Annotated in this window: 12 protein-coding genes; 2 read left to right on the plus strand and 10 right to left on the minus strand. The window is 63.9% G+C overall.

The window, feature by feature from the left end; genetic code table 11:
* Nucleotides 1-75: 75 nt before the first annotated feature.
* Complete coding sequence (locus AC0L3H_RS03200; protein WP_287298694.1) at nucleotides 76-1,053, minus strand: ABC transporter substrate-binding protein; 978 nt, start codon at nucleotides 1,051-1,053, stop codon at nucleotides 76-78.
* Nucleotides 1,054-1,136: 83 nt separating this feature from the next.
* On the opposite strand from AC0L3H_RS03200, the gene AC0L3H_RS03205 reads away from it, so the two are divergent.
* Nucleotides 1,137-1,259 (plus strand): hypothetical protein, encoded by a 123-nt coding sequence (locus AC0L3H_RS03205; RefSeq protein WP_268931792.1) that lies wholly within the window; start codon nucleotides 1,137-1,139, stop codon nucleotides 1,257-1,259.
* Nucleotides 1,260-1,511: 252 nt separating this feature from the next.
* Here the strand turns inward: AC0L3H_RS03205 and AC0L3H_RS03210 are convergent, their stop codons facing one another.
* The 5 genes from AC0L3H_RS03210 to AC0L3H_RS03230 all read right to left on the minus strand — a co-directional run bounded on the left by AC0L3H_RS03210 (nucleotide 1,512) and on the right by AC0L3H_RS03230 (nucleotide 6,827).
* Entirely contained in the window at nucleotides 1,512-2,297 is a 786-nt protein-coding gene (locus AC0L3H_RS03210; protein ID WP_473584485.1) for an SDR family oxidoreductase, read from the minus strand.
* Nucleotides 2,298-2,305: 8 nt separating this feature from the next.
* Complete coding sequence (locus AC0L3H_RS03215; protein WP_473584486.1) at nucleotides 2,306-3,070, minus strand: SDR family oxidoreductase; 765 nt, start codon at nucleotides 3,068-3,070, stop codon at nucleotides 2,306-2,308.
* A gap of 133 nt (nucleotides 3,071-3,203) precedes the next feature.
* A complete protein-coding gene (locus tag AC0L3H_RS03220; protein WP_287217916.1) occupies nucleotides 3,204-4,712 on the minus strand; it encodes a sugar ABC transporter ATP-binding protein in 1,509 nt (502 codons plus the stop codon).
* A 34-nt stretch (nucleotides 4,713-4,746) separates the two neighbouring features.
* On the minus strand, nucleotides 4,747-5,685 hold the full coding sequence (locus AC0L3H_RS03225; RefSeq protein WP_023799461.1) for a sugar ABC transporter substrate-binding protein: 939 nt from the start codon (nucleotides 5,683-5,685) through the stop codon (nucleotides 4,747-4,749).
* A gap of 131 nt (nucleotides 5,686-5,816) precedes the next feature.
* Nucleotides 5,817-6,827: an ABC transporter permease gene (locus AC0L3H_RS03230; protein WP_236387908.1), complete on the minus strand. Its 1,011-nt coding sequence runs from the start codon at nucleotides 6,825-6,827 to the stop codon at nucleotides 5,817-5,819.
* Between the two features lie 432 nt (nucleotides 6,828-7,259).
* Between AC0L3H_RS03230 and AC0L3H_RS03235 the strand changes: the two genes are divergently transcribed.
* Entirely contained in the window at nucleotides 7,260-8,222 is a 963-nt protein-coding gene (locus AC0L3H_RS03235; RefSeq protein ID WP_473584487.1) for a sugar-binding transcriptional regulator, read from the plus strand.
* Here the strand turns inward: AC0L3H_RS03235 and AC0L3H_RS03240 are convergent.
* The 4 genes from AC0L3H_RS03240 to AC0L3H_RS03255 all read right to left on the minus strand — a co-directional run bounded on the left by AC0L3H_RS03240 (nucleotide 8,219) and on the right by AC0L3H_RS03255 (nucleotide 13,993).
* The gene (locus AC0L3H_RS03240; protein WP_473584488.1) at nucleotides 8,219-9,775 is read right to left on the minus strand and encodes a xylulokinase; all 1,557 of its coding nucleotides are present in this window, start codon (nucleotides 9,773-9,775) and stop codon (nucleotides 8,219-8,221) included. The genes AC0L3H_RS03235 and AC0L3H_RS03240 overlap by 4 nt on opposite strands.
* 19 nt (nucleotides 9,776-9,794) lie before the next feature.
* Nucleotides 9,795-11,117, minus strand: a complete 1,323-nt coding sequence (locus AC0L3H_RS03245; RefSeq protein WP_128167747.1) for an NAD(P)H-dependent oxidoreductase — start codon at nucleotides 11,115-11,117, stop codon at nucleotides 9,795-9,797.
* Nucleotides 11,118-11,456: 339 nt separating this feature from the next.
* Entirely contained in the window at nucleotides 11,457-12,563 is a 1,107-nt protein-coding gene (locus AC0L3H_RS03250) for a mandelate racemase/muconate lactonizing enzyme family protein (protein WP_473494450.1), read from the minus strand.
* A gap of 260 nt (nucleotides 12,564-12,823) precedes the next feature.
* Nucleotides 12,824-13,993: an efflux RND transporter periplasmic adaptor subunit gene (locus AC0L3H_RS03255; RefSeq protein ID WP_473584489.1), complete on the minus strand. Its 1,170-nt coding sequence runs from the start codon at nucleotides 13,991-13,993 to the stop codon at nucleotides 12,824-12,826.
* Nucleotides 13,994-13,999 lie beyond the last annotated feature (6 nt).

Below are 13,999 nucleotides of genomic sequence, written 5' to 3' on the forward strand. Positions count from 1 at the left end.
GCAGTCGTCCTTCTGGAATATGGGATAGAGACCCGGCCATGAATGACCGGGTCTCGCAGTTTCCAGTTGGAACGATCACTCGGCCGCCCAGGCTTTCCAGTCGGCTTCGTGGGCGGCGATCCAGGCGGCGGCGACGTCTTCCGGCGTCTTGCCTTCAAGATCGATCTGGCCGCTCATCTTGTTGAGTTCGTCGGTGTCGATCGTGTAGTTCTTCGCGACCTTGTAGGCGACCGGCCATTTGTCCTTCATGCCGGCCCAGGAATATTTCCAGATCTCGCCATGCGGCTTGCCGCAGTCATACTTTGCCTCGGGGTTCACACCCCATTTCGGATCGGTGTAGCATTCCGGCGTATAGTCGGGGAATTCGACCCATTCGCCCTTGTATTTGGCCGGTGCCCAATGCGGCGAATAGACCCACAGCATGATCGGCGCCTTGCGCTGATAGGCCGAATCCAGCTCGGCGAACATCGCCGCGTCGGTGCCGGCATGGATGACGGTGAAGGGCAGCTTCAGCGCTGCGGCACGCTCGTCGTCAAAACCTTCCCATGTCACCGGGCCGCCGAGATAGCGGCCGTTCGGCGCCGTTTCGGCGGTCGAGAAGGCTTCGGCGCATTTCGGGTCCTTCAGCGCCTCCCAGTTCGGCAGGCCCGGGCATTTTTCCTTCATGTATTCGGGATACCACCATTCTTCCTTGGCCTTGGGCCCGAGCGGGCCGAGGCGTTCGGTCTGCCCGGTCGCATCCGAGGCCTTCATGGCTTCGCCGGCCGTCGTGTCCCAGAATTCCATGGCGACAGCGAGGTCGCCATTGGTAAGGCCGGTGGTCAGGCTGGAGAGATAATCGGCGGTCGGATACTCGACCGTGTATCCCAGCTTTTCAAGAATGCCGCCGAGGATCTTTGCGTTCAGATTGACGCTGGTCCAGTCGAACAGCGCGATCTTGATAGGGTCGTTCGATTCCGGCGCCGCCGCTTGGGCCGAAGGCGTCAGTGCACTTGCCGCGGCAAGTGTTAAGGCTCCCATTGATAATCTCGAAATCAAACTCCGAAGTGACATGCCTGTGCTCCTGTCAAGCTCTGGTGGAAGTTATCGTTCGTTCCCTTCTTGCGTCTTTTTGATTGTGTTGGAAAAGCTGGTCGTTGCGCAAGTCCATTGGCAGCAAATTGCTGTCGGCGCTGAAGTCGGCGCAGACGGGAATGATGCCCAATTCGATGAAGAGGTCGTGCGACCGCGTCATGGCTGCCGTGCTGCCGAAGCAGTGATCCGCAGATCGATCGCCGCTCTTGCGGCGCCCTCAAGCTTGCGAGCCATCAAGGTCCCATGCTGTCGGCTCTCGGCAGTCGCCGAAGCCATTTTCATGAGATGAAATTATATATACCAACATTCATGTCGCGCAACGACTAATGCCATCTCGATCAGGGCAATCGCTGCAGATTTGGAATTCATTTCAGATTGGCTTCGAAAAGGATGAAGAGACAATTGCAGCGCGCAATTCGAATGCCGTCGGAGCATCCTCACGACATGATCAGGCCGCCATCGACATTGATCGTCTGGCCGGTGATGTAGGCGGCGTCGTTGCTGGCCAGAAAGCTGACCAGGCCCGAAACATCCTCGCCGCTGCCGGCGCGGCCCATCGGGATGTTCTTCACCCATTCTGCCATCAACTCGCCGGGCTTGTAGTCGCCCATCAGTCTGCCCCATGCGGCGTCGTTGTAGGCCCACATGTCGGTATCGATGATGCCGGGGCAGATCGCGTTGACGGTGATCTTCTCCTTGGCCACTTCCTTGGCGAGGCTCTGGGTGATGCCGACGACGCCGAATTTCGAGGCGGCATAATGCGGCGTGTAGATGAAGCCCTGGCGCGCCTGGCCGGAAGCGGTGTTGATCAGCCGGCCGCCGTCGCCATGCTTGCGGATGCGGGCGATCGCCTCCTGGCAGCACAGGAACACGCCCTTGGTGTTGACCGCCATCACCTTGTCCCATTCGGCCTCGGTCATCGCCTCGATCCTGGCGATGGTGATGACGCCGGCATTCTGCACGGAGATGTCGACGCGGCCGAACTGCTGTTCGGCCAGATCGTAGAGGGCGGCGACCTCGTCCTTCCTGGTCACGTCCATGCGCAGCGATGCGACCTTGGCGCCTTCCGCCTTCAGTCCGGCGGCGACCTCGTCGACGCGCGCGTCGATGGCGCTGACGACGACAGCAGCACCCTCCGCCGCGAAGCGCCTGGCCATGGCCGCGCCAATGCCGCCGCTGGCGCCGGTGATGACCGCCGTCTTTCCCTCGAACCGCTTCTGCATGTTCTCTCCTACCAGCAGACGAAGCCGCCATCGACGATCAGGTCGATGCCGGTTACGAAACTCGAGGCGCGGCTGGCCAGGAACACGGTCGGGCCGACCATCTCTTCCGGCGCCGCCATGCGCCCCATCGGCGTGTCGCGCTCGAAGATCCTGACCTGGTCGGCGACCTCCGGCCGTTTGTTCATCGGCGTCAGCGTGTAGCCGGGGCTGACGACGTTGACGCGCAGGCCGCGATCGGCCCATTCCATGGCGAGACTCCTGGACATGTGGATGACGGCGGCCTTCGAAGAATTATAGTGCGCCTGGGTCAGGCCGCGATTGACGATCGAGCCCGACATCGAGGCGATGTTGATGATCGAGCCCTTGCGCCGGGTCAGCATTACGCGTGCTTCGGCCTGGCAGGACAGGAACACGCCGCTGACATTGACGTCGTAGAGCTTCTGCCATTTCTCCAGCGACAGCGTCTCGGCCGGCTCGGCCCCGGCGACGCCGGCATTGTTTACAGCGATGGTCAGCGCGCCGAGTTCCTTCTCCGTGCGTTCGGTCGCCGCTGCCAAATCGGCCTCTGAGGTGACTGTGCCGGTCAGCACCAGTGCCTTGCGGCCGAGTGCCGAGATCCTGTGCGCGGTCTCGTCCAGCCCGCCCTTCGAGGCATGGCCGAAACAGGCGATATCGGCGCCGGCCTCGGCCAAGCCGATGGCGATTGCTTGCCCGATGCCGCTGCCGGCGCCGGTGACGAGAGCAACGTCGCCATGAAGATCGAATAGTTTCATCGAAATGTTTTCCTGTTGAGCCGCCGGTGCTGCCCTGGGGAGGAAGGGCGCCAGTCCTGACTGGCGCCCCGCGCGGTCCGGTGCCTGGGAGGATATCACCTGCTGCGCTCTATTCCGATCCTTTATGCCGCCCTCAGCTTGTGGCGAGCTCCATGACGGCGACGTTGCTTGCTTCGCTGCGGTCGAGAATGCCACGCTGGCGGCCACGGCTCAGCACCAGCACGCGATGCGACAGGCCGAGCACTTCCTCGAGGTCGGAGCTCACCACCACCACCGCCATGCCGGAGCGGGCGAGTTCGGCGATGACATCGTAGATCGCGGCGCGGGCGCCGACGTCGATGCCGCGTGTCGGCTCGTCCAGGATGAACACCTTGGGCGGCCGTGAGATCCATTTGGCGATGATCACCTTCTGCTGGTTGCCGCCGGAAAGCTTGCTGATCGCCTGGTTAGGCCGGCCCTTGACGCCGAGCCGGCCGATGCCGGCCTCGGCGAATTTCTGCACCGCCTTGGGAAACACCCAGCCATTCGGCGCGACATGGTCGAAATTGCCGATCGCCAGATTCTCGCCGATGGTCTGGTCGAGCACCACGCCTTGCGCCTTGCGGTCTTCCGGCACCAGCACGACGCCGGCCTTGATCGCCGCCGCCGGGCCAGTGAGGTGCACCGGTTTGCCGGCGATACGCACCGACCCCGAGGAAATCGGATCGGCGCCGGCAATCGCCCGCACCAGCTCGGTGCGGCCGGCGCCGATCAGCCCGGCGATGCCCAGGATTTCGCCGGCCCTTACCGAAAAGCTGACATTCTGAAAACTGCGTTCCGGCGAGGACAGGTTGTCGACCTCGAGCAACGCCTCGCTGCCCGGCTCCGACAGCGGCGGGAACATCCGCTCGACGCTGCGGCCGACCATCTGCTCGACTATCGTGCGCACCGGAACGTCGGCGCGCTCGTGGCGGGCGACAATGCGCCCGTCGCGCATCACCACGACGCGGTCGGCGATCGCAGCGACCTCGTCCAGCCGGTGGCTGATATAGATGAAGGACATGCCTTCCGCCTTGAGCTTGCGGATCTGCTTGAACAACAGCTCCGTTTCCTCGCTGCCAAGTGCCGCTGTCGGTTCGTCGAAGATCAGAAGCTCGGCATTGAGCGTCAGCGCCTTGGCGATCTCGACCTGCTGCTGGGCGGCGATGCGCAGCGTGCCCACCTTGCGTTCCGGCGAGACATCGAGGCCAAGCCGCTTCAGTTGGGCCGATGCCCGCGCATTCATGGCCGCGCGGTCGATGCGGCCGCCGCGCATCAGCAGGCGCCCGACATAGACGTTCTCGGCAACCGACAGGTCCGGCAGCAGCTTCAGTTCCTGGTGGATCATGCCGACGCCGGCGTCGATGGCCGCGGCGGGAGAAGCGGGGGAATACGGCTTCCCCCGCCATGTGATGCTGCCGGCATCGGGTTTGGTCGACCCGGCGATGATGTTGGAAACGGTGGACTTGCCGGCGCCATTTTCTCCAAGCAGCGCCACGACCTCTCCCGGCCGCACCTCGAAGCTCGCATCGGCCAGGACCTGCACCGGTCCGTAGCTCTTGCAGAGGCCGCTGACGAAGAGCCCCAGATGCGGGGTCTGCGTATGACTGGGATCCAAGGACATCGTTCCGCTCATCAATAATCAGGGATGCCTGGAATCAGGGATGCTTGGCGATAAACTGATCGACATTGTCCTTGGTGGTCAGCGTCGCATCCTGCAGCTGTTCTGCAGGAACGGTTTCGCCGGCCACCAGCTTGATCGCCGCATCGACGGCAAGCCGGCCCATGCCTTGTGTCTGCTGCGTCGCGGTTACGTCGAAAACGCCGCCCTTCAGAGCCTTGAGCGCCGCCACGTCGCCGTCGAAACCGGCGATCCAGACCTTGTGGCCGGGATTGGCGACCTTGACCGCCTGCGCCGCACCGAGCGCCAGCGCATCGGCCTGGCCGATGACGATCGATACGTCGGGATGCGACTGCAGCAGGTCCTGCGTCAGCTTGAAGCCCTCGTCCTGATGCCAGCCTTCGCTCCATAGCTCGCCGACCACCTTGATGTCGGGATAGGCGCTCAGCGCTTCGCCGCAGCCCTTCGACCGGTCGACCTCGGGCGTCGTGCCTTTCTGGCCATGGATGATGATCAGCTCGCCCTTGCCGCCGGCCTGCTTGGCGATGTAGTCGCAAACCGCCTTGGCCGATGCGACGCTGTTGGTGGCGATGAAGGTGTCGCCGGGTGCGCCCTCGGCGTTGCGGTCGACATTGATGACCGGGATGCCGGCGGCTTTGGCAGTCTTGGTCGGCACGGTGGCGGCGGTGGCGCCGGCCGGGATGTAGATCAGCGCATCGATGTTTTGCGTGATCAGGTCCTGCACCTGGCTGACCTGGGTCGCCGAATCGCCCTTGGCGTCGACGGTGACGATCTCGATGCCCTTTTCCTTGCCATAGGCCTCGACGGACTGCTTGATCTGGTTGAAGAAATCGGCCTGCAGGTTGGCGACTGCGAGACCAAGCTTCTTGGCCTCCTTGGCCGAGGCCATCTCGGACAGTCCGAGCAGCGGAATGACGGCTGCGGCAGCAAGCAGCAATGAACGTTTGGTCAGCATGTGTTTCCTCCGTTGATGTTCAATCTGTCCCGCCGGCGCATCACGGCGCCCCTTGGCCGAACAACTCCCAGTTTCGGATCACCGATCCGTTTTCGCCCGGACATCCGGGTGAATCTCCTTGCGCCCACTCTTCATTGGGCTCTGCGCCGCCATGTATCCGTGGCCACCGCCAGCGCGATCACGACGCCGATCACCACTTGCTGGATGAAGGGCGAGACGCCGAGCAGGTTCAGCCCGTTGCGCAGAACGCCGATGATGAGCACGCCGATGGCGGTGCCGCCGATCGAGCCGACGCCGCCCGACAGGCTGGCGCCGCCGATCACCACCGCTGCGATCGTGTCCAGTTCGTAGCCGAAGCCGGAGCTCGGCTGGACGGAATCAAGCCGTGCCGCAAGCACGATGCCGGCGAGCCCGGCCAGCACGCCGCAGACTGCATAGACCCAGTTGGTCAGCGACTTGACCGGTATGCCGGACAGCCTGGCGACCTCGGCGCTGCCGCCGATCGCGTAGAGGCTGCGACCGGTCGCGCGATAGTTGAGGAAGATCGCGAAGATGATGGCCAGAACGATCATCAAGCCGACGGTGACCGACAGGAAGCCGAAATGGCGGATGATCGACAGGCTGGTGAACCAGTCGGGGAAGCCGATGATCTGCGAGCCGTCGGTGATCATATTGGCAAGACCGCGCGCCACCGACATCATCGCCAGCGTGGCGATGAAGGGCGGCAGCTTGGTGACGGTCACGAGCAGGCCTGAAACCAGCCCGCAAAGCCCAGCAACGACAAGCGCTGTGACGATGCCGGCAGGCATGCCGAGATTGAGGTGGTCGGGATGGGCGACGAAGCCCATCACCATGGCGGCGAGCGCCAGCACGGAACCGACGGACAGGTCGATGCCACCGATCAGGATGACCAGCGTCATGCCGATCGCCATGATACCGAGCACCGTGACCTGGTCGAGCACGTTGAGGATGTTGCGGACAGTCAGAAACGTGTCGGTGGTCAGCGACAGCGCAAGGCACAGCAGCACCAGCCCGATCAGCGGTCCCATGGTTCCGGCGAACAGGGCCGAAAGCTTCGCGCCCGCCGCGGCCTGTGCATTTGGGCCGGCCTTCAACTCGCTTGCACCGTTGCTCACAGCCATTTTGTCTCCTCCATCAGCGCTCCGGCGATGCGTCGTCGGCTCACTCTTGTTCACCAGGCACCTCCCTGTGAACAATTTATCTTTGATATGCAATTTTGTTCAGCTAAACTGTTCGTCGGAAAATTGTCAAGGCCCGCCGCATCATTCCAGCCGGTTTGCGCCGCCAGCCGGTTTGCCGTACGAAAGGGCATGAAATGCCGCGTTTTCAGGTCCGGTCTCATCCTGCGGATTCATGTCGGCTGCTTGAGCAGGGCAGGACGGCCAAGACGAAGTAAATGTTGACCATTTTGGCTTTCACTCACGTTGTAGAGGTATCCTGTCGATGTCCTGAATCTCGAATCCCGGGCACGCAGAATAATTTCGCGTCGCTTGGTCGGATAACGCCATTTGAATGGCTTTCAAGGATTCGGACGACCGCGGGAGGGCAAAAAGATGGCGATGACAGACAATGACAAGGCCTCGCGCTTCCCGGATGCCGAGCTGAAGGCGCGTGCCGCGTGGCACTACTATGTCGAGGGTCTGACGCAGGAGAGGATTTCGGAGATCCTCGGCATCGGCCGCATCAAGGTGCATCGCATCCTGTCCGCCGCGCGTGAGGAGGGCGTCGTCCAGTTCCGCATCCGTGACAGCGTCGTCGAATGCCTGGTGCTGGAAGAGGCTCTAAAACAGCGTTTTGGGCTCAGCCAGGCCGTTGTGGTGCCGTCGGCCGCCGACCGAAGCAACGCGCCGCTGATGATCGGCCATGCCGCGGGCGCCTATCTGGCTGACAATGTGAATGCCGGCGATGTCATCGCGCTGGGCTGGGGGCGCACGCTGAAGTTCGCCATCAATGAATTGCCGCGGCGGCCGATCGCCAGGACGACGGTGGTTTCCATGCTGGGCGGCCTCACCCATGCCCAGCCGCTCAACCCGACCGAAAGCGCCTGGGAATTCGCCGAAAAGATCGGCGCCGAGTGCTTTCTGCTGCCGGTGCCGGTCTATGCCGACAGGCCGGAGCAGCGCGAAGCCTTCATGAGCCAGCGCAGCGTTCAGGACGTCGTCTTCCGCGCACGCCGGGCAAACATCGCCGTGCTCAGCGTCGGATCGTTTTCCAATGACAGCCCGATCGCCAATTACGGCTTCATCAAGCCCAGCGAACTCGAAGAGCTTCAGGCGGCCGGCGCAGTTGGCGATATTTTATGCCATTTCATCGACGCCGAGGGCCGGCTCGTCGACCATGAGGTTAACCGCCGGGTCTGCGCCTATCCGCTGCAGGACCTGTCGGACATCCCGGCCATCATCCTGGTCTCGGGAGGGCAGGAAAAAATCGCCATCATGCGGGCGGCGCTTGCCAACACCAGGATATCGGTTCTGATCACCGACGAGGACGCCGCCAAGGGCCTGCTCAACCGCTAAACCTGCCCGACTTCACCGAGCCGCACATGGGTCTCGCGCGTCGCCTGATAGAGGTCGCGGTAGATTGCCTTGCGCGCACGGTAACCGGAGACCAGCCCGTCGACGGGTTCGACATGCCTGGTCGGCGGCGCGGCCATCGCCTCAGCCGCCGTTTCAGGCGAGGCAAACCATCCGATAGCGGAAGCCGCGAGCATGGCGGCGCCGAGCGCTGCGGCTTCGTTGACTGGCGAGACGGAGAGCGGCCGCTCGAGCACGCTTGCCATGATCCGCATCAGCAGGGCGCAGTTGGTGCCGCCGCCGGCGGCGATCATCGCCGCTGGTTTGCCGCCGGCCAGAGTTTCCGCCGCCTGCGTTTGCGCCGCTTGGGTTTCCGCCGCCCGAGTTTCCGCTGCTTGAGTTTCCATTGCCTCGCTGGCGATGGCCTGCTCGAAGGCGATGCCTTCCAGAACCGCTCGAAAAAGGTGCTTCGGCTCATGGTCGAGCGACAGGCCGACAATGGCGCCGCGCGCCGCGCCGTCCCAATAGGGGCTCATGACACCGGCCCAATACGGCAAGACGAGCAGGCCCTCGCTGCCGGCGGCAACGTCGACCGCTGCCTTCTCCAGGGCCGCAGCCGACGGCGAGCCGGTGGTGCGAACGATCCAGTCGACCAGTTGCATGCCGGAGCGCAGCACGGTCTCCAGCATGAAGCCCGAGCCGGTCGGCGAGACCAGCGTTCGAAACGCGTCCGACGTCGTGATCCCATGGGAATAACAGCCGCTGACGATGCCCGAGCCGAGCGAAAGATAGTTTTTGCCTTCGCCATAGACGCCCATGCCGAGGCCCATCGCCTGGCCGTCGCCGGCGCCGGCGACAACAGCCGTGCCGGCCTTCAACCCGATCAGCCGGGCCACGCTTTCGCCAAGCCCGCCGCAGATCGCGCCGGGCGCAACCAGTCGCGGCAACTGGTCCGGCCGCAGCCCCGCGGCCTCGACGAGCTGAGGGTGCCAAGTGCCATTCTTGACGTCGAGCAGCCCGAGCGGATCCGCACTTGCCGTGCTGGTGACCAGACGTCCGGTCAGCCGGTGGACGAAGAAGCCATGCACGTCGACGAGTGCGGCTGCGTCATCAAGCGTCTGCGGCTGGTGCTCGGCAAGCCAGGCGATCGCATAGAGCGCGGGCGTCGGGTCCGGCGGTTTGCCGCTCCAGTCGCGGATCGTCTCGCGGCCGAGCTCCGCCGAAAGCCTGATGACTTGCGGGCGCGCCCGCTCGTCCAGCCACAGGATCGCCGGAATAAGCGGCTTGCCGGCATGATCGATCAGCGTGAATGTTTCGCGCTGGTGGGCGATGGCGATCGCCGCCACCCGGGCAGCGCCAACCGCCTCAGCGACCTGCTTCAAGGCGCCGAGCAGCGCCGTCCACCAATGTTCGGCATCTTGCTCGAAATGGCCGGGCCTGGGATTTGAAAGCGGATAGGCTTCGCGCGCCTGGAACAGCTCCTTGCCGTCGCGCGTGAAGGCAATCGCTTTCACGGCCGTGGTCGAGGCGTCGATCCCGATTACGACATCGTCCATCAGGCGGGAATCCAGCGGATCAGGCGGCGTTCGTAACGAACCGTCCGTCCGACTGGTCGAGACGACGGCGGATCTGGGTTATCACCATCGAATCGTCGGGTACACAATTTTCATAGGTGAGGAAATCGCCTGTCTTGACCGGCTTGACCACCTTGGCGCGTTCGGCGAGGCCGAGCGGCAGGGCGCCGCGGGCGCGCGCGTCCTCCCAGGTCATGGCGAAGCCGCGATAGTCGTTCTCGCCGATCATGCCGAGCGACTGGCCAGGGGCAAGCTCGCTCTTGGCAACCGCCACCGCCTCGGCGACCGGATGGTCGAGCGGCTCCATGTCGGCGCGCTTGTAGACCACGGCGCGCGCCGCCGACAGCGGCACTTCCAGGCTGGTCAGATGATAGGGGCGGAAGATCGTGAAATACGGGCCCTTGCCGACCTTGAGGTCGATCATGCGCTCCAGCACGCGCGGATGCCTGGTCTCGATGATGCAGAACACGCCGGGCGCCACGCCCTTGCCGATCGAATAGTCGACGACGCCCTTGCGGTGCAGCACGCCGCCATCCTCGCGCGGGCAAAGCACGCCGGCGAGTTCCTCCAGCGTCGCGGTCGGGCCGTGCATGCCCGGCACGTCGGGCACCAGGCCGGTGGCGTTGGCGATCGCCACCATCTCGATCGCCGTCTTCGAGCCGTCGACGAACTCGACCAGCATGCGCGCATTCATGTTGCGCTCGGCCGCCTCCTTCTCGTAGTCGGCCGGCATGGCATCGATCTTCAGCGGATTGTTCTTGCCCTTGCCGGCGGCGATGATGTTGAAGCCGAGGCTCCTGGCAAAGCCGATGATCTCCAGCGTGCAGGCCGGCTCGTCGCCGGCCGCACCGGTATAGACGACGCCGGCCTTGCGCGCCTCCTCCTTAAGGAAGCGGCCGATGGTGATGTCGGCCTCGACGTTGAGCATGACGATATGCTTGCCGTTCTTCATCACTTCAAGCGCGAACAGCGTGCCGATGTTGGGATTTCCTGTCGCGTCGATGATGACGTCGATGCGGCCGGCCGCAGCCAACGCATGCAAATCTTCGGTCACCGCGATCTTGCCGGCCTCGATGGCGCGGTCGATCGCCGCCGCATTGCCGGCCTGCACGATATCCGAGCGGTCGTGGCCGGCGAGCAGCGCCGCATCGATCGCCGCCTGCGGCCTGACCTCGGAAATGGCGCCGATCCGCATGCCCGGCATCAGCGCGACCTGGACGACGATGTCGGTGCCCATCTGCCCGGCGCCGGCAAGCCCGATGGTGATCGGTCCCTGCTGTTCAGCGCGCTGCAAAAGTTCCGCTGCAAATTGCGGATGGGCCATGTCGCTTCCTCCAGTTCCTGACGCGCCGCAGCGTCGAAGTCTTCATTTTGAACATTCCTATTTCCAAATGAAAAATATTTCAACCGGCAATTCGGCAGCCGTCCCCATTTGTGCAAGCCTTGGCTTGCGGCTTGGCAGCGCGGTCAGCGAGGGCGCAGAAGGCGGTGATCTCTTGGGATGCAGGCGGCGACGACCGTGACATTCCTTCTCGCAAGCAAGCGAGTGCGAAACGAAAAAACTGTTTCACGACCGCGTCAGCTGCCGCTGCGCCTATCGCCAGCGACGAAGCCGCGCAACAGAGGGCGCCAGCCGGAATGCTGGCGCATGCCAGTATGTCAGTCAGCTGCCGACCTCGAAGAAGGGCGCGCCAAGCAGGTCGGGAACAACGTCGATGCCGAGGCCCGGCCCGTCCGGAATGCCCATGCGGCTGCCCGAAACCGGCGGCTTGTTCGATGCGGTGCGCACCGTCACCCATTCGTGGAAGGCGATGGCGTGCAGCCGGCGCTCCTCCGGCGTCGACAGCGACAGATGCGCCATGGCTGATGTGTCGATCTCGGCGCCGCCGGTGTCCTCGACGGTGATCATGAAGCCCAGGTCGACGGCAAGGTCGCGGATCTGCCGCGTCCTGGTCACGCCGCCGAGCCGCGAGATTTTCAGCGTCAGCCCGTCAGCCGCCCCCTTGCGGTGGATGTCGAGCATGTCGTCCAGCGAGGTGACGGATTCATCGAGCACCATCGGCTTGTCGAGCGAGCGGCGCACCGACATGCATTCGTCGATCGTGGTGCAGGGCTGCTCGAACGTGTAGTCGATGGCGCGCGTCGCGTCAGCGAACTGGCGCGCCTGATAGGGCGTCCAGCCGGCATTGGCGTCGCAGAAGATGACGGTGCCCCTCGGCACTGAAGCGGCGACCGCGGTGACGCGCTCGATGTCGTCATGGACGTTGCCGCCGACCTTGACCTGCAGCCGGTGAAACCCGTCCTTGACGATGCGCTTGGCCAGTGCGGCCATCGCGTCGACGGTGCCATGGGTGACGACCTTGTAGAGTTCCGCCGTCTCGCTCTCGCGCCCGCCGAGCAGCGTCACCAGCGGCACCTCGGCGGCGCGTGACGCGAGATCCGAGCAGGCCATGTCGAGCGCCGACTTGATGTAGGGGTGGCCCTTGAACACAGTGTCCATCAGCCTGCCGATACTGACCAAGGCGCGAGGATCGTGGCCGAGCAGATGCGGCGCAATTTCGATGACGCCGGCGCGAGTGCCGGCCGAGAATGCCGGCGAGTAGAAATTGCCGAGCGGCGCCATCTCGCCCCAGCCGGTCAGCCCGCTGTCGGAGGTGATTGCGACGATCACCGCATCGAACGCGGCGGCGACACGCCCCTTGGACATGCGGTAGGGCCCGTCCACAAAGGGCTGCACGACATGGTAGGCCTTGATGGTTTTGATCCGCAATTTTTCTGTCCGTCGCTGTGACGCCCTGATGAAGCCGCCAACCTGCATCGTCCGCTGGGCTCAACTGCCGTCAGGCCGGTTGCGCGTCAGGCTGGCGCGATCGGCCTTGACGCCTCTGAAGCACACTGTTCGAGGCAGCGCGCATAGGCAAGCAGTTCTTCGAAGCTGTGCCGATGTCGCCGGCCTTGTCGAACTGCTCAGCAAAACGGCGCCCTAGGCATAGCCGGGGGCGCCGCTGGACCGGGCCTGATGGGGGGGTATCAGGTGGCAGGTTTCTGTGGCAGCGGCGAGACAGGCATTCCCGGGCCGATCTTCTGCAGATTGCCTGTTATCACCTGGTCGCCTTCCGCTACGCCGCTCGAGATCGCCACCAGGTCGCCGTTGGTCGGCCCCAGCGAAACAATGCGCTGGTCGACAGTATTGCCCTTGCCGACGACGTAGAGATACTTGCCGAGCTGGCTCGATCCCAATGCCGTCTGCGGCACCATCAGTGCATCTGGCTGCTGCTTGATATGCAGCCTGACACGAACATATTGGCCCGGCAGCAGCGTGAACTTGGCATTGCCGATCGTCGCGCGTGCGGTGATGGTGCCGGTCGAGCGATCGACCGTGTTGTCGATGAAGGTGAGCTGACCTCTCTGGCGCGGTTCCGTATCGCCGGGAAGCAGGACGTCGACATCGATGGGTCCCGTCGCGCGGGCTTCCTCGATCTGTGCCAGATCCGTTTCGCTCGGATTGAAGGTGACATAGATCGGGTCGAGCTGCACCAGCGTGTTGAGCACTGTGCCGGCGACGCTGACCAGCGTTCCGACCGAGGCCTGGTTGCGGCCGACGCGCCCGGCGAACGGTGCCTTGATTTCCGAATAGCTCAGATTGAGCTCGGCGGTCCGCACAGCCGCCTGGTTGACGGCGAGTGATGCCTGGGCCTCGCGCAAGCTGCTGGTGCGCTGGTCGAACGCATCCTTGGCGATGTATCCGCTCTTGGCCAGTTCGGTGCCGCGACCAAGGTTGGATCGTGCATAGTCGAGCGTTGCCTCGTCGCGCTGGACCTGAGCCTTCGCCTGTTCAAGGGCAGCCTGGAAATCCTCTGGAGCGATCTTGTAGAGAAGGTCGCCCTTCTTGACATCGTCGCCGTCTGGCGCGACCTGCTCCTGCAGATACCCCGGCACGCGCGCCTGCAGCGTGATGCTGCGGATCGGCTCGGTGCGAGCGGCATAGTCGAGATAGATCGGGATCGTCTTCTTGACGACGCTCACCACTGGCACCGGCATAACAAAAGCCGCGGGCTCGGGCGCCGCGGGCTCAGGCGTTGCCGCCCCTGCCGTGCCAGCGTTGAGGCCGAAATTACCCATGTCGAGCAAGTGGACGCTGGCCATCGAGACCGCCCCCACGGCAACAGCCGCTCCCAACGCAATTTTCCATTTACGCATGATCAT

This window comes from Mesorhizobium sp. WSM4816, from assembly GCF_055811535.1.